Annotated in this window: 18 protein-coding genes; 9 read left to right on the top strand and 9 right to left on the bottom strand. The window is 57.1% G+C overall.

The annotated features are described in order from the left end of the window. Positions 1-3 precede the first annotated feature (3 nt). Genes FCN45_RS13895 through FCN45_RS13910 form a run of 4 tightly spaced genes read left to right on the top strand, consistent with a single transcriptional unit; the run spans position 4 to position 3,597 of the window. On the top strand, positions 4-1,053 hold the full coding sequence (locus tag FCN45_RS13895) for an ABC transporter permease (protein WP_101763544.1): 1,050 nt from the start codon (positions 4-6) through the stop codon (positions 1,051-1,053). Further along, a complete protein-coding gene (gene alsE / locus FCN45_RS13900) occupies positions 1,053-1,745 on the top strand; it encodes a D-allulose 6-phosphate 3-epimerase (RefSeq protein ID WP_061717928.1) in 693 nt (230 codons plus the stop codon). The genes FCN45_RS13895 and alsE overlap by 1 nt, the downstream gene beginning before the upstream one ends. Next, complete coding sequence (alsK, locus tag FCN45_RS13905) at positions 1,742-2,635, top strand: allose kinase (RefSeq protein ID WP_137386251.1); 894 nt, start codon at positions 1,742-1,744, stop codon at positions 2,633-2,635. Before alsE ends, alsK begins: the two co-directional genes overlap by 4 nt. Beyond that, entirely contained in the window at positions 2,635-3,597 is a 963-nt protein-coding gene (locus FCN45_RS13910; protein ID WP_101763542.1) for a ribokinase, read from the top strand. The genes alsK and FCN45_RS13910 overlap by 1 nt, the downstream gene beginning before the upstream one ends. A gap of 88 nt (positions 3,598-3,685) precedes the next feature. Here FCN45_RS13910 and nudK read toward each other — a convergent pair whose 3' ends face one another. From nudK to FCN45_RS13950, 8 genes are all read right to left on the bottom strand, one after another. Then, positions 3,686-4,264: a GDP-mannose pyrophosphatase NudK gene (nudK, locus tag FCN45_RS13915; protein ID WP_101763541.1), complete on the bottom strand. Its 579-nt coding sequence runs from the start codon at positions 4,262-4,264 to the stop codon at positions 3,686-3,688. 228 nt (positions 4,265-4,492) lie between these two features. Further along, positions 4,493-5,077, bottom strand: a complete 585-nt coding sequence (gene napC, locus FCN45_RS13920; protein WP_101763540.1) for a cytochrome c-type protein NapC — start codon at positions 5,075-5,077, stop codon at positions 4,493-4,495. A 7-nt stretch (positions 5,078-5,084) separates the two neighbouring features. Then, positions 5,085-5,516 carry a nitrate reductase cytochrome c-type subunit gene (gene napB, locus FCN45_RS13925; protein WP_137386252.1) on the bottom strand — a complete coding sequence of 144 codons (432 nt, stop codon included), beginning with the start codon at positions 5,514-5,516 and terminating at the stop codon, positions 5,085-5,087. An 11-nt stretch (positions 5,517-5,527) separates the two neighbouring features. After that, entirely contained in the window at positions 5,528-8,014 is a 2,487-nt protein-coding gene (napA, locus tag FCN45_RS13930; RefSeq protein WP_137386253.1) for a nitrate reductase catalytic subunit NapA, read from the bottom strand. Continuing rightward, the gene (locus tag FCN45_RS13935) at positions 8,011-8,289 is read right to left on the bottom strand and encodes a chaperone NapD (protein WP_137386254.1); all 279 of its coding nucleotides are present in this window, start codon (positions 8,287-8,289) and stop codon (positions 8,011-8,013) included. Before FCN45_RS13935 ends, napA begins: the two co-directional genes overlap by 4 nt. After that, positions 8,279-8,749, bottom strand: a complete 471-nt coding sequence (gene napF / locus FCN45_RS13940) for a ferredoxin-type protein NapF (protein ID WP_137386255.1) — start codon at positions 8,747-8,749, stop codon at positions 8,279-8,281. Before napF ends, FCN45_RS13935 begins: the two co-directional genes overlap by 11 nt. Before the next feature lie 163 nt (positions 8,750-8,912). Then, positions 8,913-10,415, bottom strand: a complete 1,503-nt coding sequence (ansP, locus tag FCN45_RS13945) for an L-asparagine permease (RefSeq protein ID WP_101763535.1) — start codon at positions 10,413-10,415, stop codon at positions 8,913-8,915. 279 nt (positions 10,416-10,694) lie between these two features. Further along, the gene (locus tag FCN45_RS13950) at positions 10,695-10,967 is read right to left on the bottom strand and encodes a YdgH/BhsA/McbA-like domain containing protein (protein WP_101763534.1); all 273 of its coding nucleotides are present in this window, start codon (positions 10,965-10,967) and stop codon (positions 10,695-10,697) included. A 244-nt stretch (positions 10,968-11,211) separates the two neighbouring features. Between FCN45_RS13950 and narQ the strand changes: the two genes are divergently transcribed. The 3 genes from narQ (at position 11,212) to acrD (ending at position 16,954) form a co-directional block, all read left to right on the top strand. Continuing rightward, positions 11,212-12,900, top strand: coding sequence for a nitrate/nitrite two-component system sensor histidine kinase NarQ (narQ, locus tag FCN45_RS13955; RefSeq protein WP_137386256.1), 1,689 nt, complete (start codon positions 11,212-11,214; stop codon positions 12,898-12,900). Positions 12,901-13,009: 109 nt separating this feature from the next. Beyond that, entirely contained in the window at positions 13,010-13,642 is a 633-nt protein-coding gene (locus FCN45_RS13960; RefSeq protein WP_137386257.1) for a response regulator, read from the top strand. Positions 13,643-13,837: 195 nt separating this feature from the next. Then, on the top strand, positions 13,838-16,954 hold the full coding sequence (gene acrD / locus FCN45_RS13965; protein ID WP_137386258.1) for a multidrug efflux RND transporter permease AcrD: 3,117 nt from the start codon (positions 13,838-13,840) through the stop codon (positions 16,952-16,954). Between the two features lie 196 nt (positions 16,955-17,150). On the opposite strand, the gene ypfM is transcribed toward acrD, so the two are convergent. Next, positions 17,151-17,210 carry a protein YpfM gene (gene ypfM, locus FCN45_RS23890; protein WP_137386901.1) on the bottom strand — a complete coding sequence of 20 codons (60 nt, stop codon included), beginning with the start codon at positions 17,208-17,210 and terminating at the stop codon, positions 17,151-17,153. Between the two features lie 404 nt (positions 17,211-17,614). On the opposite strand from ypfM, the gene FCN45_RS13975 reads away from it, so the two are divergent. Both FCN45_RS13975 and dapE read left to right on the top strand, forming a co-directional pair. Continuing rightward, positions 17,615-17,983: an ArsC family reductase gene (locus tag FCN45_RS13975; RefSeq protein WP_101763530.1), complete on the top strand. Its 369-nt coding sequence runs from the start codon at positions 17,615-17,617 to the stop codon at positions 17,981-17,983. Between the two features lies 1 nt (position 17,984). Beyond that, positions 17,985-19,112 (top strand): succinyl-diaminopimelate desuccinylase, encoded by a 1,128-nt coding sequence (gene dapE, locus FCN45_RS13980; RefSeq protein ID WP_137386259.1) that lies wholly within the window; start codon positions 17,985-17,987, stop codon positions 19,110-19,112. Positions 19,113-19,129 lie beyond the last annotated feature (17 nt).

Genomic DNA, 19,129 nt, shown 5'->3' on the forward strand with positions numbered 1-19,129 from the left:
AACATGAAATCACTCTCTGCTCTGCGTCCGGACGGCACCAATATCGGCCTGATGCTGTTAATTGCGCTGGCGCTGGCGATCTTCACCGTCATGTTACCGGGCCGCTTTCTCACTGATTCGACCTTTATGAGCATGGCATTTCAGCTGCCCGAGCTGGGCTTGCTGACGCTGGCGATGTTTATCGCCATTCTCAGCGGCGGACTGAATCTGGCGATCATCGCCACCGCCAACCTGACGGCGCTGTTTATCGCCTGGACGCTGATGCGCGCCCTGCCCGCCGATGCCGGCACTGGCATGCAACTGCTGTGGCTGTTTATTGCGATTATCGGCGCGATGCTGATTGCGGCGGTGATCGGCGTGATTACCGGCGTGATGGTGACGCGCATCGGTGCGCACCCGATTCTGGTGACGCTGGCGACCATGATGACGCTGAACGGTATCGGCATCTGGCTGACCAAAGGCGCGGCCGTCAGCGGCATGCCGTCGGTGGTGCAGGCGCTCGGTTCCAACACGCTGCTTGGCGTTCCGCTGCCGCTGTGGGTGTTCCTGTTTGCCGCCGCGCTGCTGGCGCTGTTCCTCGGCAAAACCCGCGCCGGTAAATGCATCTATATGGGCGGCAGCAACATCAACGCCACCTGGTTTAGCGGCATCAATACGCATCGCATGGTGATTCTGGTGTACGTCATCTCCAGCCTGCTGTGCGTGTTGGCCGGTTTGATCATGATGGCGCGCTTCAACTCGGCGCGTATGGGTTACGGCGATGCGTATCTGCTGCTGACGGTGCTGGCCATTATCCTTGGCGGCACCGACCCGAATGGCGGCTTTGGTCGCGTGACCGGCGTAGTGCTGGCGTTGATCGCACTGCAAGTGCTCTCCACCGGCTTCAACCTGATGAACATCAGCCAGCACGTTAGCCTGGCAATGTGGGGCGCAGTGCTGATTGTGGTGTTGGCCTTCAAACAATTCAAAACTCGCTTTAACGAACATCGTGCCGTCAAGCTCAGCAAACTGGCGGCGGCGCTTAACCCTTTGACCGAAAAAAAGGAAGTATGATGCGTATTCAAGTCTCCCCGTCGTTGATGTGTATGAATCTGATGGAGATCAAGCACCAGCTCGCCGTGCTGGACTCCCGCGCCGACTTCCTGCATATCGACATTATGGATGGTCACTACGTGAAAAATATCACGCTGTCACCGTTCTTTATTGAGCAGATTCGCCCGTTCACCAAAGTGGCGCTGGATGTGCATTTGATGGTCGAGCAGCCCACCGATTTCATAGAAGTGATTGCCAAAGCGGGTGCCGATTACATCTGCCCGCACGCCGAAACCATCAACCGCGATGCATTCCGGGTGATCAATATGATCCGCAGCTTCGGCAAGAAAGTTGGCGTGGTGCTTAATCCTGCTACGCCGGTCTCCTTTATCCACCACTACATTCATTTGGTGGATAAGATCACCGTGATGACGGTGGATCCCGGCTACGCCGGACAACCGTTTATTCCGGAAATGGTGCAGAAGGTACAGGAGCTGAAAGCGTTGAAGCAGGCCAACGGCTATCAATATCTGATTGAGATCGACGGTTCCTGTAACACCCGCACCTACAACACGCTGGTCGGCGCGGGCGCAGAAGTGCTGATTGTCGGCACCTCCGGTCTGTTCAATATTCACGACGATCTGGAAACCGCCTGGAATATGATGCGCGAAAGCATTGATGAGGCTCAGGGATTGGCGCAGGTATCCGCATGAAAAAATGCTGGCTCGGTATCGACATTGGCGGCACCGGCACACGTCTGCAGCTGATGGAAGAGGAGCGCGTTTGGTCGAGCTTCCGTAAAGTGCCGACGGCCAGCTGGGCGCAGCAGCCTGATGCGCTTAACGCGTTGGGCCAGTTAATCAGCGAAACGCTGGAGCAGCAGCCAGTTAGCGGCGTGATGCTCGGATTACCCGGCATTCTTAGCCGTGACCGCCAGCAGGTGATTTCGCTGCCGTTTATTCAGGCGCTGGACCAGCAACCGGTTGCCGCGCGCCTCACCGAACGCCTTGGCGTACCGGTGGCGATGGACAAAGATGTTAACCATCTGATGCTGTGGGATTTACTGCAGCTGGAGCAGTTGCCAGACAGCGCGGTGGGTTTGTATCCCGGCACCGGCATGGGCAACAGCCTGTGGCTTAACGGCCAGTTTTATCATGGTCAACACGGTGGCGCGGGTGAGTTGGGTCATGTGCCTGTTGCCGGCAACCATCTGCCCTGCCCGTGCGGCAATCGTGGCTGTGCGGAAACCGTGACGTCGGGCCATTGGCTGAGCGGCTGGGCGAGCACCCATGTGCCGGAAACCAACATGTCGGCGCTGTTTACCCAGCATCGTGAGCATCCGGAGCTGCAGGCTTTTGTACAGCGGCTGGCGCAACTGATTGCCACCGAGATGAACATACTCGATCCGGAATACCTGATTCTGGGCGGCGGCGTGCTGGCGATGGCGGACTTCCCGCTGGCACAGCTGCGCAGCCAGATTCAGCAGCATCTTCGTCCACCCGCCACGCGTGAGGGTTTGAAGATCGTGTTTAGCCAATCCACCGACCACACCGGTTGTCGCGGTGCCTGTTTAGCCGCCGAACGTCTGTTCAGGAGTGCATGATGAAAGGAAAAGTGTGTGTGTTTGGCTCGTTCAACCTCGACGTAGTCGCGGTAATGAACCGCTTTCCAATGCCGGGCGAATCGCTCACCGCCCATACCAGCATGATGGGACCGGGCGGCAAAGGCGCGAACCAGGCGACGGCCGCGCTGCGCGCCGGCGCGCGCGTGCACTATATCGGTAAGATTGGTAATGATGACTTCGGCATGTTTGCGCGTCGCCATCTGGAAAAGACCGGTTTCGATGCCATTACCTTGTTTACCTGCAAGGAGAAACCGACCGGCAATGCGCTGATTTATGTCGCCGGGGACGATGCCGAGAACATGATTTCGGTCTATCCCGGCGCGAACACCACCGTAACAGCCGCCGAGGTGACGCGCTGCCAACCCACCGTTGCGGCAGCCGATATTCTGCTGGTGCAGCTGGAGAATAATCTCAGCGCCATCCAGCGCATGATCGACAACGCGCGCGCCGGCGGCACCTTTGTGATAATGAATCCCGCGCCCTGGCAGAAGGTCACCGATGCGCTGCTGGCAAAAGTGGATTTGCTGACGCCTAACAGTACCGAAGCGATGCAGCTGACCGGCGTGAAGGTCACCGACTTCGCCAGCGCGCAGCAAGCGGCAGAAAAGCTGCACCGTAAAGGGGCGCGTCAGGTGATTATTACGTTGGGGGTTTGCGGTGCGTTGCTGTCAGTAGCAGACCAGCCGCCGCTGCGTATTCCGCTGTTTCCGGCTCAGCCGCTGGATACCACCGGCGCGGGCGATGCGTTTAATGGCGCACTGGCGGCGCGGCTGGCTTCCGGCGATGAACTGCCACAGGCGGCGCTGTTTGCTTCAGCTTATGCTTCGCTGTGTGTGGAACGCTCCGGTGCAGCGCACTCGATGCCTTCGTATGCCGAAGCGCTGGCAAGATTGCAGGCGTATCCGCAATGTGTCCCGGAAACGTTGGGAGAGTGTGTTTAAGGCAAATTGGCCACACATTGCTGTAGCAGCGCAATTTATTGCGCGATGAATCGCGCCGCTACGAAACTGTGCGATTAGGAGATTATGTTTACGCCTGCAACCAACCGGCAATCTGCGCATGCTGCAGCAGCATAATGGCTTTACCGTCACGAATGCGGCCATCTTTCACCATCGCCAGCGCCTCCGGGAAACTCAGCTCCAGCACGGTAATCTCTTCATCCTCAACGCCACCGCCCTTGTTGGCGCGCTGTGCATCGCTGTATTCCGCGGCGAAGAAGTGGATCAGTTCAGTCACGCCGCCCGGCGACATGTAGGCTTCAAAAACTTTATCGACCTTACCCACCTGATAGCCGGTCTCTTCTATCGCTTCTTTGCGGATGCAATCTTCCGGCGAGTCGTCATCCAGCAGCCCGGCGCAGGTCTCAATCAGTTCGCCACTTTCATTGCCATTGACATAAGTGGCAATGCGGAACTGACGCACCAGCAGCACGCTATTTTTTTCAGTGTTGTACAGCAGGATGGTGGCGCCGTTACCGCGATCGTACACTTCGCGCTTGTGACGCACGACTTCGCCGTTGTTGCGGGTGAGTTCGTAGGTGAAGTTGCGCAGCACAAACCAGTTTTCTGACAGCAACTTGTCTTTGATGATGTTGATCTTTAACGACATAACCGCTCCACTGCTAAATTGAGGGAGCCTGAGATGATAGGCCGAAGCGGTGGGGAAAACTATCTGAATTGTGAGGCCGGTCGCCGTGATGGGCGCTCCTGACTCAGTGCACAGAGTGTAGCGGCGCAATGGGTTGCGCGTTAAATCGCGCCGCTACGGATTGTGCAGTGGTTTGATGCGCTGCGGTAGTGATCGGCATTACGCCCATTCATGCCGCGTTGTTAGGCCTCAAAAACCGTTGGGTTGGTCTTTCATATCGGGCAGATGGTGCGCGATACCTTTGTGGCAATCGATACAGGTTTTCCCTTCCTCAACTGCTTTGCTGTGCATCTTCGCGGCCACGGTCTTCTGCGCGGTGAAATCCATATAATCGAAGTTGTGGCAGTTACGACACTCCTGCGAATTGTTGTTTTTCATCCTGCGCCACTCGTTTTGCGCCAGCTTGATGCGATGATCCTCGAACTTTTGCGGTGTATCGATGATGCCGAAAATCTTGGCATACACCTCTTTGCTCGCCTGGATCTTACGCAGCATTTTCGGGCCCCACTCGTGCGGCACGTGACAATCCGGACAGGTGGCGCGCACGCCGCTGCGGTTGTTGTAGTGCACCGTCTGCATATATTCCTGATAGACGTTGTTACGCATCTCATGGCAGCCGATACAGAACTGCTCGCGGTTGGTCATCTCCATTGCGGTGTTGAAGCCGCCCCAGAAAATGATGCCGCCAGCAAAGCCCAGAATCAGCAGCGTACCGAGCGCCAGACGGCTCGGACGCCGCCACCAGCGCCAGATGCGCAGAAGTTTCTCTTTCATCATGTCCTCACTTACCGAAGCCGTCAGCCGGTTTGAAGGTGTTTTCCACCACCGGTTTGGCATCGGTTTGCGGTACGTGACACTGCAGGCAGAAGTAGCGACGCGGCGACACGGTGCTGCTCACCAGTCCATCGCGATCGGTGAAGTGCGTTGGGCTAATGCGTGGCGCGCCGGTGGTGAGATAGCTCTGCGTGCCGTGACACTGCAGACAACGGTTCACGTTTTTCGTCACCTGATAGCCATCGACGCTATGCGGGATCACCGGCGGCTGATTCACGTAGTTCAACGGCTTGCGGCTCTGCTCTTTGGGCTGATGAATGGTGCCCTGTTGCGTAGCCGTCACTTCCGGTGACTGATTGAGATCGACGCCGTTATTGGCGTAAACCGTGCCGCCCAGCATCAGGGCGGCTAAAGTAACAAGTGTGATTAAGGGTTTCATTGCATCCTGCCTTAAATTTTAACCAGCTTGACGGCGCATTTTTTGTAATCGGTCTGCTTCGACAGCGGATCGGTGGCGTCCAGCGTGACGTTGTTGGCCAGCACGCCCGCATCAAAGAACGGCATAAATACCAGACCTTTGGGCGGCTGATTGCGACCGCGCGTTTCCACGGTGGCAAGGGTTTCGCCACGACGCGACACCACGCGAACCTTCTCGCCGCGGCGGAAATTGCGCTCTTTGGCATCCAGCGGATGTATATAGAGTAGCGCCTGCGGCACTGCGCGGTGCAGCTCCGGCACGCGACGCGTCATGGTGCCGGTGTGCCAGTGTTCCAGCACGCGACCGGTACAGAACCACAGGTCGTACTCTTCATCCGGCGATTCGGCTGGCGCTTCGTAAGGCAGCGCAAAAATGGTGGCTTTGCCATCCGGCTTGCCGTAGAAACGCACGCCTTCACCGGCTTTGACGTAGCTGTCGTAACCTTCGCGATAGCGCCAGCGCGTCTCTTTGCCATCCACCACCGGCCAGCGCAGGCCGCGCGCCTGATGGTAAGCATCGAACGGCGCAAGATCGTGGCCGTGACCGCGACCAAAGCTGGCGTACTCCTCGAACAAGCCTTTCTGGATGTAGAAGCCAAACTCGCGCGCTTCATCATTCAACTGGTCATCTGCCACTTCACTCAGTGGGAATTGGTTGACCTGGCCGTTGGCGTACAGCACATCAAACAGCGTTTTGTCGCGCAGCTCCGGATTCTGCGCCAGCAGCGCTTCCGGCCACACTTCCGCTACCTTGAAACGTTTAGAGAAGTTCACCATCTGCCACAAATCGGATTTCGCGTCCCCCGGCGCTTTCACCTGCTGATGCCAGAACTGAGTGCGACGCTCGGCATTGCCATAGGCGCCCTCTTTCTCCACCCACATCGCGGTAGGCAGAATCAGGTCAGCTGACAAGGCGCTGACGGTGGGATAGGGATCGGAAACCACGATGAAGTTGCGCTCATCGCGCCAGCCCGGCATACGCTCCTGCGTCAGGTTCGGACCGGCCTGCATATTGTTGTTACACATCACCCAGTAGGCGTTGAGCTTGCCATCTTTCAGCGCGCGATCCTGCGCCACGGCATGCAAACCAATTTTGGCCGGCACCGTGCCCTGCGGCAGCTTCCACAGCTTCTCGGCGGTAGCGCGGTGTTTGTCATTATTAACCACCATGTCCGCCGGTAAACGATGTGAGAAGGTGCCGACTTCACGCGCCGTGCCGCACGCCGACGGCTGGCCGGTGAGCGAGAACGGACCGGTGCCCGGACGTGAAATTTTGCCGGTCAATAAGTGCAGGTTGTAGCACAGGTTATTGGCCCACACGCCGCGCGTATGCTGGTTGAAGCCCATGGTCCAGTACGACACCACGTTGACTTTCGGATCGGCATACAGCTCGGCGAGGGCGATGAGTTGATCTTTCTCCACACCGCTCATTGCGCTGGCTTTTTCTACCGTGTACTCAGAGACAAACTTCGCAAACTCGTCAAAGCTCATCGGCGTGGATTCGCCGCTGTCCGGGTTCTTCGCCGAAGCCTGACGCGGATCGGTGGAGCGCAAACCGTAACCGATGTCGGTCACGCCTTTGCGTAGCGTAACGTGATTCTGCAGGAAGGTTTTATCGACCTTGTTGTTCTGAATAATGTAGTTGGCGATGAAGTTGAGGATCGCCAGATCGCTCTGCGGAGTGAACACCATCGCGTTGTCGGCCAGCTCAAAACTGCGATGACGATAGGTGGAAAGCACCGCCACTTTGACATTCTCACGGCTGAGACGACGCGCGGTAATACGTGACCACAGAATCGGATGCATCTCCGCCATGTTGGAGCCCCACAGCACAAAAGCGTCGGCCTGCTCGATGTCGTCGTAGCAGCCCATCGGTTCGTCCATGCCGAAGGTGCGCATAAAGCCAACCACCGCTGAAGCCATGCAGTGACGCGCATTGGGATCGAGGTTGTTGGTGCGGAAACCGGCTTTCATCAGCTTGGAGGCCGCATAACCTTCCCACACTGTCCACTGACCGGAACCGAACATGCCAACCGAATCCGGGCCGTTGGCTTTCAGCGCCGCTTTGAACTTCTCTTCCATGATGTCGAAGGCTTGATCCCAGCTGACCGGGTTGAACTCGCCCTCTTTGGCATATTTACCGTCGGTCATGCGCAGCAGCGGCTGGGTCAGACGATCTTTCCCGTACATGATCTTCGGCAGGAAATAGCCTTTGATACAGTTCAGACCGCGGTTCACTTCTGCCTGCGGATCGCCCTGCGACGCCACTACGCGGCCATCCTGGGTGCCAACCAGCACGCCACAGCCGGTGCCGCAGAATCGGCACGGCGCTTTTTCCCAGCGAATCGGCGCAGCCAATGAGGTCGCGGCTTTGGTAACGGTGGGAATGGTGAGTCCTGCAGCCGTTGCAGCAGCAGCCGCCGCATTGGCCTTCATAAAATCACGACGACTTATGCTCATGATGCTTCCTTACAAGGTTCTTCAATTTCGTCTTGCTGGTGATACACCAGCGATACCGCCAACACGCCAGCGATGTTGCGGCTCTCTTCAATATTGCGCAGCAGCGCGGCGCTATCCGCGGCACCCAGCGTCACCGCCAGCGCGCCGCGCGCGGCGTCTTCCGCGGCGATGTCGCAATCGGCAAAGGCCAGCAGCGCACTTTTTACGGCGGGAATCGACGCCGGCCGCGCCTGAATCACCAGGCCGCAGACGTGCCAACTGTTTTCATGGTTCATGATGTAATCCTGTGGCTGAGACCGGGCAAGGCGCGATGCAGGCGCCGCAACCGGTGCAATGCTGCGGAAGGGTTTCAGGCTGTGCGATGCCGTTCGGCATCAGCTGGAAACGGATGGCTTGCTGTTCACAACTCTCCTGGCAGCTGCGGCAGTTCACGCCCAGGAAGGTGATGCAGCGGTTGTCGATGCGAATGCGCTGTGGAAACGGCTCGGTTTCACGCGCGTGGAACAGCGGCTGCGGGCAAGCGTCCACGCAGGCGGCGCAAAACGTGCATTCGCCCTGCAGAAAATCGAGGTGCGGCACTTCACCGACAGCCAGACGGATGATGCGGGTTTCGCAGGCCGAGACGCATGTGCCGCAGCCATCACAACCCTTCTCTCCCCGCCACCATGGCAAAGCGATGCCGTCAGCAGACGCTACGCGCTGCCCGGTAAAGAGTTCACGTCGCGACAGCGCCATCGGTTCACCTTAAACGGGGGAAAGAGAGATGGTGCGTAAAATAACCTGACGCTAAAGCGGGCTATATCACCCCAAAGGGGTAAATCCCGACGTGGGATCAAGTGAAGGGGAATTGAAATAAAAACGGGGGCCAAAAGGCCCCCGTAGATGAGAATCGCTACGATTAACGCGCGTTATCGTCCGCCAGTTTCGGCGATACATCATCCTGGTCGTCAGCATGATGTTCGTGCTCTTTCATCGCTTCGGCATTAACGCGTTTGCGCACGCCAAACCAACCCAGCACGAGCACCACGGCAATCAGGGGAATCGAGGCGATGGTGTACGTGCCGTTCGGATAGTCGAACGCCATCAGCACCAGCACGCTCACCAGGAACAGCAGCGTCAACCAGGAGGTGAACGGCGCCCACGGCAGCTTGAAGCTGACATCTTCGGCTTTACCCTCTTTGATCGCTTTGCGCAGACGCATCTGGCACACCACGATAAAGGCCCACGACGAGATGATGCCGAGTGACGCCACGTTCAGAACGATTTCAAACACCTGCGACGGCACATAGTAGTTGAGCACCACGCCGATGATGTAAACGGCAACGGTGACCAGAATGCCGGCATACGGCACCTGCTGCTTGCTCATCTTCGACATAAACTGTGGCGCAGAACCGCCCATCGACATGGAGCGCAGAATACGGCCGGTGGAATAGAGACCCGAGTTAAGGCTCGACAGCGCGGCGCTCAGCACCACGATGTTCATTACGCTACCGATATAAGGCACGCCCAGTTTGGAGAAGAAGGTCACGAACGGACTTTGCCCCGCCTGATAGGCATTCCACGGCAGCAGCAGTACCAGCAGCACCACGGAACCGACGTAGAACAGGCCGATACGCCAGATCACGCTGTTGATGGCTTTTGGCAGCATGGTCTTGGGATCTTTACACTCGCCTGCTGCGGTACCCACCAGCTCAATCGAGGCGAAGGCGAACACGACGCCCTGCACCAACACCAGCGCTGGCAGCAAGCCGTGCGGGAAGAAACCGCCGTTATCGGTGATCAGATGGAAGCCGGTGGTATTGCCGTCCAGCGGTTTACCGCTGCCGAGGAACACCACGCCGACAATCAGGAACACCACGATAGCCAGCACTTTCACCAGCGCGAACCAGAACTCCATCTCGGCGAACCACTTCACGCCGATCATGTTCATGGTGCCGACAATCGCCAGCGCGCCTAGCGCAAACACCCACTGCGGCACATCGCCAAACGCGCCCCAATAGTGCATATAAAGCGCGACTGCGGTGATATCGACGATACCGGTCATCGCCCAGTTAACGAAATACATCCAGCCCGCAACGTAAGACGCTTTTTCCCCAAGGAATTCACGCGCATAAGAAACAAAGCTGCCGCTGGAAGGACGATGTAACACCAGTTCGCCCAACGCTCGGAGGATAAAGAAGGAGAAGATACCGCACACCAGATAAACCAGCGCCAGTGCAGGACCGGCCATTTGCAGGCGCGCGCCAGCACCGAGGAACAGACCGGTACCGATAGCACCGCCGATGGCGATCATTTGTACCTGACGATTACCCATTGCTTTGTGGTAACCGCTGTCGTGCGAGTTGAGCCAGCGTCTTTTCGCAGCGCGTTGTTCGGCTGCGGTTTTTTTAGTTGATTTCATAGCTATCCTGTTTGTCCTGACCATCAATCACCGCGTAACCAAACGATTGCGTATGGCGGTGCGAAATGGGGTAAAAACCCGGTGTCACAGCGGCGGAACGATGTCGCGTGGCGGGCTGGGAATTTACGGCGATGAATCCTACCCGTTCTGCAAGAACGAAGCAAAAAATACCGCCAGGCTGCACAAGATGAATTGTAATAATCCGTCGCGGTGCACAAAAAAACCGGCCAGAGGGCTGACCGGTAAAGGGATGGCTACAGGGATAACTACTGGAGGGAATTAACGATAAATCTCTGCGGTGCCGCTCCACAGGCTGGAATCACCTGGGGTTTGTACACCAATAACGCGATAGCCGCTGGCACCTTCCTCTTGCGCTTTTTGCGACAGATGGCGCGTTGCATCATCCAGCGAGCCGCGTACGCCGCTGATGGAAACGGTGCCCGCGCTTTGCAGGTTTTGCGCTTGCGTAGCGCTTACAGGCTGGGCCGCCAGCGTCGAGAAACTTGCGGTGGCAAGCAGTGCAGCAGTCAGAACGGCATAACGTCTCTTCATGTGATGCTCCTGTTGTCTTCCGTTAAGGGTTAAGCGTTACAGGACTTATTATCACGCAGGGAATGAAAACCAGGTTGAGCAAGCCGTAAAGCCGTTTAATAATTCGCCAGCTTAGCGCGGGTTATTTAGAGAAAGGTAAAGAGAAAGGGTTTTCTCTGTTAAAAGTAACCTGATGTGACGAGATGTCACTCGCCGTCACCGCACGGCTGCCCTATAATCCCCCGCTCTTACAAGGGTTATTACTGTGATTGTGAAACGTCCCGTTACTCGTACCATTGCGCGCGCACTCAGCGTGATTGTGCTGCTGTCGCTGTTGACCACCGGGCTGGCGCTGATGACGCTCTCCAGCAGCCTGCGCGATGCCGAAGCGGTGAATGTCGCCGGATCGCTGCGCATGCAGATATATCGTCTGGCGTGGGACAGCACGCGCGATCCGCAGCAATTGGATCATCACATCCAACTTTACCGGCAAACGCTGGAATCCCCGGCGCTGCAGCACCTGGAGCGCGCGTGGGTACCGCTTGAAGTGAGTAGCCGCTATCGCTATCTGCGTCACAGCTGGCCGATGCTGCAGGAAACGTTGCAGCCCAGGCGAGCACAAATCTACCAGCAGCGTGTCGCGGGCTACGTCAGCGAGATCGACCGCTTCGTGCTGGCATTACAGCATTATGCTGAACTGAAGATGCATCTGGTGGCCGCCAGCAGCCTGTTCGGTTTTCTGGCGATTGTGGCGCTGGCGTTGTGGACGATTCGCTTTATCCGCCGCAACGTGGTGCGACCGCTCAACGCGCTGGTGACCGCCAGCCAATATGTTGAGCAGGCGAATTTCGCTTTTCCGCCGCTGCCGGTGCAACAGCCGAATGAACTGGGCGTGCTGGCGCAGGCTTTTACTACCATGGCCGAACGGCTGCATTCGCACTATCGCCTGCTGGAGTGCGCGGTGCGTGATAAAACCGAAGATCTCACCCAGGCCAATCGCACACTTTCTCTACTGTATGAAAGCTCACAAATTCTCACCAGCAGCCCACCCAATCCCGAACTGTTTCAGGGATTGCTGCGTCTGGTACAGCGCCGTGAAGCGCTGACGGTGCTGAAAATTGTCAGCGAAGGGATTGAGTTTCAGGCCGGTGTGGCAACGGATGAGGTGGGCTGGCAGCGTTTGCCGTTGATGCAGGAAGAGCAGCGGCTGGGCGAACTGTGCTGGCAAACCCACCGCGCACCGCCCGCCGACGAACTGATGCAGAGCCTGGCGAACATGCTGGCGCGCGCATTGTGGATTTGGCAGACGCAAAAGCAGTATCAGCAGATGCTATTAATAGAAGAGCGCGCCACCATTGCGCGCGAACTGCACGATTCGCTGGCGCAGTCGCTCTCTTTCCTGCGCATCCAGCTGGCGCTGCTGCGACGCAATGTCGATGGGTCGCAACCGCAGGCGCTGGCGATTATCGCTGATTTCGATCGCGCGCTGGCCGAAGCCTATCAGCAGCTGCGCGAACTGCTGACCACCTTCCGTCTGACCATCGAACAGGCTGATTTGGTGCAGGCGATGCAGGCGATGATTGCGCCGCTGCAGGAGCAATCGCAGGCGGCAATCGACTTCGATTATCAGCCCGGCTTGCAGATGCTGGATGCGCAGCAGCAAGTGCATGTGCTGCAGATTGCGCGCGAAGCGCTGCTCAACGCGATTCGCCATGCGCAGGCGCACAATATTCAGATTCACTATCAGCGTGTCGCTGATGAGGACCACTTACTGACCATCGAAGACGATGGCTGCGGCATCAGCAGCCTCGAAGAGCCGCCAGGGCATTATGGTCTCACCATCATGGCGGAGCGCGCCGCGCGGTTATCCGGCACGCTGATGATTACCCCGCAGGCGCAAGGCACGCGCGTCACGCTGCGTTTTCCACCGCGCCCGACGCACCGGTTGAGCTGACAGATTATAGAGCGCACCTGCTGTAGCGGCGCGATTCATCGCGCAATAAACTGCGCCGCTACGGCAGATGCGTTAATGAAAGAAAGTTGCATTTGATACTGGAGACATTATGGCTAACCCTTCCCTGACTATTATGATCGTTGACGATCATCCACTGATGCGCCGTGGTATTCGCCAGCTGCTGGCGCTGGAGCCGCGGCTGGACGTGGTAGCGGAAGCCAATAACGGCACCGAAGCGCTGGCCGAAGCACGCCGTTTGTCGCCAGATGTCATTCTGCTGGATCTCAACATGAAAGGCATGTCCGGACTGGACACGCTGAAAGCGCTGCGTAATGAAGGCATCGCCGCACGCATTTTGGTGCTGACGGTTTCCGATGCGCGCAGTGATATTTATGCGATGGTGGATGCCGGTGCCGACGGCTATCTGCTCAAGGACAGCGAACCCGAACTACTGCTGGCGCAAGTGATGCGCGGCGCTAAAGGTGAAAACGTGTTTAGCGAGGTGGTGGCCGATTATCTGGCGACGCGCCAGCCGACGACAAATCCGTTCAAACAGCTCACCGAACGCGAACTGGATGTGCTGCAGGAAGTGGCGCGTGGCTTATCGAATAAGGAAATTGCTGCCACCTTGCATATCTCCGAAGAGACGGTAAAAGTGCACATTCGCAACCTGCTGCGCAAGCTGGATGTCCGTTCGCGCGTTGCCGCTACGATACTGTGGCTCGAAAGCCGACATCTGTAGTCGCGCACAAAAAACCGTCACTATATTTACACTTTCTCCATAATTTACTCACGATTCTCTAATTTGTGCCGCGTAGAGTGTCTGCAGCAGGAGTCTTTCGAGAGAGCAGTTTGCACTCCGCCAGCGTGACGCCGTCCGCGCATCGCGCTCATCATAATAAAAGTAAAAAATACGCAGTTGAGGAGTGTCGGTTTCATGTCGAATTTCTTTATCGACCGGCCCATTTTTGCCTGGGTTCTGTCTATTCTGCTCTGCCTGTGCGGTACGTTGGCGATCGTCTCGCTACCGGTTGAGCAATATCCCGATCTCGCGCCGCCTAACGTGCGTATCACCGCCAACTATCCCGGCGCATCCGCGGAAACGCTGGAAAACACCGTTACGCAAGTTATCGAACAGAACATGACCGGCATCGATAATTTGATGTACATGTCCTCCAACAGCAGCAACACCGGCCAGGCCCAGATTACCCTCACCTTTACCGCGGGCACCAATCCCGACGAAGCGCGCCAGCAGGTGCAAAACCAATTGCAAAGTGCACTGCGTAAACTGCCCGTGGCGGTACAGTCACAAGGTGTGACGGTGAATAAAACCGGTGACAGCAATATTCTGATGATTGCCTTCGTCTCTACCGACGGAAGCATGGACAAACAGGATATTTCAGATTACGTCGCCAGTAACATTCAGGATCCGCTCAGCCGTGTTGATGGTGTCGGCCAGGTGGATGCTTACGGCTCGCAATATGCGATGCGTATCTGGCTCGATCCCAACAAGCTGATTGCCTACGCGCTGACCACCGAAGACGTGGTGAGCGCGATTGAATCGCAAAATGCGCAGGTGGCGGTGGGTCAGGTAGGCGGATTGCCGTCGGTGGACAAGCAAGCGCTCAACGCCACGGTGAATGCGCAGTCGATGCTGCAAACCCCGGCGCAGTTCAAAGCGGTGACGCTGAAAACCAACAGCGACGGCTCGGTGGTGACGCTCGGCGATGTGGCGGATGTGGCGATGGGCGCGGAAAAATATGACTTCCTCAGCCGCTACAATGGTCAGGCGGCATCGGGGCTCGGCATTAAGCTGGCTTCCGGCGCCAATGAGATGAACACCGACAAACTGGTGCGTGAGCGTATTGCTGAGCTGTCGCACTACTTCCCTCACGGGCTGGAAGCCAAAGTCGCTTACGAAACCACGCCGTTTGTTAAGGCCTCGATTAAAGACGTGGTGAAGACCCTGCTGGAAGCGATCCTGCTGGTGTTCCTTGTGATGTATCTGTTCCTGCAAAACTTTCGTGCCACGCTAATTCCAACTATCGCCGTGCCGGTGGTGCTGCTCGGCACCTTTGCGGTGCTCTACGCCTTCGGCTACAGCATCAACACCCTGACGATGTTCGCCATGGTGCTCGCCATCGGCTTGCTGGTGGATGACGCTATCGTGGTGGTGGAAAACGTCGAGCGCATCATGAGCGAGGAAGGTCTGTCGCCGCGCGCCGCTACGCGTAAATCGATGGGCCAGATTCAGGGCGCGCTAGTCGGCATTGCGCTGGTGCTGTCGGCGGTGTTTGTGCCGATGGCGTTCTTTGGCGGCACCGTCGGCGCCATCTATCGCCAGTTTTCGATCACTATCGTTTCGGCGATGGTGCTGTCGGTATTGGTGGCGATGATTCTGACGCCCGCGCTCTGTTCCACGCTGCTGAAACCGCTGGAGCAAGGCCATCATCACGGTCGTCGTGGCTTCTTCGGCTGGTTTAACCGCACCTTCAACGCCAGCGCAGAACGTTACGAGCGCGGCGTCGCCAAAATTTTGCGTAAAGGCGGCCGCTGGCTGCTGCTCTATCTGGCGATTATCGGCGTGATGGCGTTCCTGTTTATTCGTCTGCCCACCTCGTTCCTGCCGCTGGAAGATCGCGGCGTGTTCCTGACGCAGGTGCAATTGCCGGCCGGTTCGACGCTGCAACAAACCTCGGACGTGGTGGCGAAGGTCGAGAATTATTATATGACCCAGGAGAAAGACAATGTGGTTTCGGTGTTCTCCACCATCGGAGCGGGTCCTGGCGGTAACGGTCAAAACGTCGCGCGCCTGTTCGTTCGCTTGAAAGATTGGGAGGAGCGTCCGGGCAGCGATCGCACCTCTTTCGCCATCATCGAGCGTGCGACAAAAGCCTTCCACACGATCAACGAAGCGCGCGTTATCGCCAGCAGCCCGCCCGCGATTACCGGCATGGGCAGTTCGTCGGGCTTCGATATGGAGTTGCAGGATCACGGTGGCATCGGCCACACGCGACTAATGGCAATGCGCGATAAGTTACTGGAGATGGCTGACAGCAATCCGGCGCTGTCACGCGTACGTCACAACGGCCTCGACGACAGTCCGCAGTTGCAGATTGATGTCGACCAGCGCAAAGCGCAGGCGCTTGGTGTGTCGCTGGACACCATCAATGACACCTTAACCACCGCGTGGGGCTCAACCTACGTTAATGACTTCCTCGATCGCGGTCGCGTGAAGAAAGTCTACGTGCAGGCGGCGGCAGAGTTCCGCATGCTGCCGGAAGACGTGAATAAGTGGTATGTGCGTAACAACAGCGGCAGCATGGTGCCCTTCTCTGCCTTCGCCACCAGCCATTGGCAAACCGGTTCACCGCGTCTGGAGCGCTACAACGGTTACTCTGCGCTAGAGATTGTCGGTGAAGCGGCGAACGGCGTCAGCAGCGGTACCGCGATGGACGAGATGGAGAAACTGGTTGGGCAGCTGCCGCTGGGCGTAGGCTTCCAGTGGACCGGCGCCTCCTATCAGGAGCGCTTATCCGGTTCGCAGGCGCCGGCGCTGTATGCGATTTCGCTGCTGGTGGTATTCCTGTGTCTGGCGGCGTTGTATGAGAGCTGGTCAATTCCATTCTCAGTGATGCTGGTGGTGCCGCTCGGCGTGGTGGGCGCGCTGGTGGCAACCTGGATGCGCGGGCTGGAGAACGATGTCTATTTCCAGGTGGGCTTGCTCACGGTGATTGGCTTGTCGGCGAAGAATGCCATTTTGATTGTCGAGTTCGCCAATGAGATCAACAGTAAAGGCCGCGAGCTGATGGAATCGACGCTGGAAGCCTCGCGTCAGCGTCTGCGCCCGATCCTGATGACTTCGCTGGCGTTTATCTTCGGGGTGCTGCCGATGGCCATCAGCAGCGGTGCCGGTTCCGGCAGCCAGCACGCGGTGGGTACCGGCGTGATGGGCGGAATGATTTCCGCTACCGTGCTGGCGATTTTCTTTGTGCCGCTGTTCTTTGTGGTGGTACGCCGCCGCTTCCCGCTAAAAGAGAAGCCACACGATTGAGCATGCTATTGCGCCGCTAAGGCTTGTGCGGACATCAGGTTCCGCGCATATCAAGTGCACACACTTGTCGCGGCGTGATTCATCGCGCGCGGTTAAATGAATAAAAAAGCCGCCATGAACATCCATGGCGGCTTTATTGTTGTGTGTGGTAAGAATTACAGCAAGTTGGGAAGTGCCCTGCTTTTCTCTTCACGAGTTACTTACGTAACATCGCTTCGATGAATTCTTTCCAGTTTCCCATTTCGGTGTCGACCATAAAACCCTCTCTTATTGTAGCGGCAATTCTACGCCGTTTTTTTCTGGTGGTGAATACGTTTCCACCTGTTATCACTATCGGCAAAAGCGTAGAAAAGCTTCAATCTGTTGAAATTGCGTACTGACGCACATTTCAGCAACTCTATAATGCGGCAGGAAAAATGGCTGACTTAAATCGGATAGCAGAAATCTGCATTTAGGATAATCCTTAGTGGCTTAATGATGTCGCAGGCAATTATTAAGTGCGTAAGTGAAAGCGCTTCCTGGCCCTAAGTAATAAAATTTATAACGGCTTAAGGGTCATGAAAAATGGGTGAATCAGGCCGGCTTTCACTGTCAGCGCTCACAGCCCTTAGAGCGCTGTGGTAAACTCGCGCTTTATTTTTTACTCAACGGGAATAAGCGATGACAGCGCAGTGGGTGATGTACGGAATTAAAAATTGCGACACGATTAAAAAAGCACGCAACTATTTGGCGTCTTCCGGTATCGACTACTGTTTTCACGACTATCGCGTGGAGGGCATTGACGACGCGCTGCTGCAATCGTTTATCGATCAACTCGGTTATGAGGCGCTGCTGAATACGCGCGGTACCACGTGGCGCAAGCTGCCGGAAGCCGAACGCGACGCGGTAAACGATGCCGCCAGCGCCAAAGCGGTGATGCTGGCGCAGCCTGCCATCATCAAGCGTCCGGTGTTAGCCGCGCCGAATGGCGATCTGCTGGTCGGCTTCAAAGATTCCCTTTATTCCGCCTTTATCCAGGAGAAGTCATAACATGTTCTGTCCGGTTATTGAGCTGGCTCAGCAGCTTATTCGTCGCCCGTCACTCAGCCCGGATGATGCCGGTTGTCAGGCGCTGCTGATTGCGCGTCTGGAAGCCATCGGCTTCACGGTGGAGCCAATGCACATTGGCGATACGCTGAACTTTTGGGCGACGCGCGGCCAGGGCGAAACGCTGGCGTTTGCCGGTCATACCGATGTGGTGCCGCCGGGCGACGCCAACCGCTGGATCAGCCCGCCGTTTGAACCCAGCATCCGCGACGGCATGCTGTTTGGCCGCGGTGCCGCCGATATGAAAGGTTCGCTGGCGGCGATGGTGGTGGCAGCGGAACGCTTTGTGGCCGCTAATCCGCAGCATAAAGGTCGTCTGGCGTTTCTGATTACCTCCGATGAAGAAGCCAGCGCGGTTAACGGAACGGTGAAAGTGGTTGAGCGCTTGGTGGCGCGCAACGAACGCATGGATTATTGCCTGGTCGGCGAACCATCGAGCACCGAGATTGTGGGTGACGTGGTGAAGAATGGCCGTCGCGGCTCGATGACCGCGAATCTCACCCTTCACGGCGTGCAGGGCCACGTAGCCTATCCGCATCTGGCGGATAATCCGGTGCATCGCGCCATGCCGGCGCTGAATGAGCTGGTAGAAACCGTGTGGGATGAAGGCAACGAATTCTTCCCGCCGACCAGCATGCAGATCGCCAACGTGCAGGCCGGAACCGGCAGCAACAACGTGATTCCTGGCGAATTCTTTGTGCAGTTCAACTTCCGTTTCAGCACGCAGTTGACCGATCAGATGATTAAAGATCGCGTGGCGGAGCTGCTCGATCGTCATCAGCTGCGCTATACGCTGGAGTGGAATGTTTCCGGCCAGCCATTCCTGACATCACGCGGTAAGCTGGTGGATGCCGTGGTGAACGCTGTGGCGCACTATAATGAAATTAAGCCGCAGTTGCTGACTACCGGCGGCACCTCCGATGGGCGCTTCATTGCGCGCATGGGTGCGCAGGTGGTGGAACTGGGCCCGGTGAACGCCACCATTCATAAGATCAATGAGTGCGTGAAAGCGTCAGATTTACAGATGCTGAGCCGTATGTATCAGCGCATCATGGAACAGCTGATCGCCTAAGCGCGAAGGAGAAAGGG

Source organism: Pantoea sp. SO10 (genome assembly GCF_005281435.1).
In the GTDB taxonomy this organism is placed as follows: domain Bacteria; phylum Pseudomonadota; class Gammaproteobacteria; order Enterobacterales; family Enterobacteriaceae; genus Pantoea; species Pantoea leporis.

Excerpts from the sequence above, each read along its gene's own strand:
- FCN45_RS13895 (WP_101763544.1), top strand. The coding sequence starts at position 4 with ATGAAATCACTCTCTGCTCTGCGTCCGGACGGCACCAATATCGGCCTG.
- alsE (WP_061717928.1), top strand. The coding sequence starts at position 1,053 with ATGCGTATTCAAGTCTCCCCGTCGTTGATGTGTATGAATCTGATGGAG.
- alsK (WP_137386251.1), top strand. The coding sequence starts at position 1,742 with ATGAAAAAATGCTGGCTCGGTATCGACATTGGCGGCACCGGCACACGT.
- FCN45_RS13910 (WP_101763542.1), top strand. The coding sequence starts at position 2,635 with ATGAAAGGAAAAGTGTGTGTGTTTGGCTCGTTCAACCTCGACGTAGTC.
- nudK (WP_101763541.1), bottom strand. The coding sequence starts at position 4,264 with ATGTCGTTAAAGATCAACATCATCAAAGACAAGTTGCTGTCAGAAAAC.
- napC (WP_101763540.1), bottom strand. The coding sequence starts at position 5,077 with ATGAAAGAGAAACTTCTGCGCATCTGGCGCTGGTGGCGGCGTCCGAGC.
- napB (WP_137386252.1), bottom strand. The coding sequence starts at position 5,516 with ATGAAACCCTTAATCACACTTGTTACTTTAGCCGCCCTGATGCTGGGC.
- napA (WP_137386253.1), bottom strand. The coding sequence starts at position 8,014 with ATGAGCATAAGTCGTCGTGATTTTATGAAGGCCAATGCGGCGGCTGCT.
- FCN45_RS13935 (WP_137386254.1), bottom strand. The coding sequence starts at position 8,289 with ATGAACCATGAAAACAGTTGGCACGTCTGCGGCCTGGTGATTCAGGCG.
- napF (WP_137386255.1), bottom strand. The coding sequence starts at position 8,749 with ATGGCGCTGTCGCGACGTGAACTCTTTACCGGGCAGCGCGTAGCGTCT.
- ansP (WP_101763535.1), bottom strand. The coding sequence starts at position 10,415 with ATGAAATCAACTAAAAAAACCGCAGCCGAACAACGCGCTGCGAAAAGA.
- FCN45_RS13950 (WP_101763534.1), bottom strand. The coding sequence starts at position 10,967 with ATGAAGAGACGTTATGCCGTTCTGACTGCTGCACTGCTTGCCACCGCA.
- FCN45_RS13960 (WP_137386257.1), top strand. The coding sequence starts at position 13,010 with ATGGCTAACCCTTCCCTGACTATTATGATCGTTGACGATCATCCACTG.
- acrD (WP_137386258.1), top strand. The coding sequence starts at position 13,838 with ATGTCGAATTTCTTTATCGACCGGCCCATTTTTGCCTGGGTTCTGTCT.
- FCN45_RS13975 (WP_101763530.1), top strand. The coding sequence starts at position 17,615 with ATGACAGCGCAGTGGGTGATGTACGGAATTAAAAATTGCGACACGATT.
- dapE (WP_137386259.1), top strand. The coding sequence starts at position 17,985 with ATGTTCTGTCCGGTTATTGAGCTGGCTCAGCAGCTTATTCGTCGCCCG.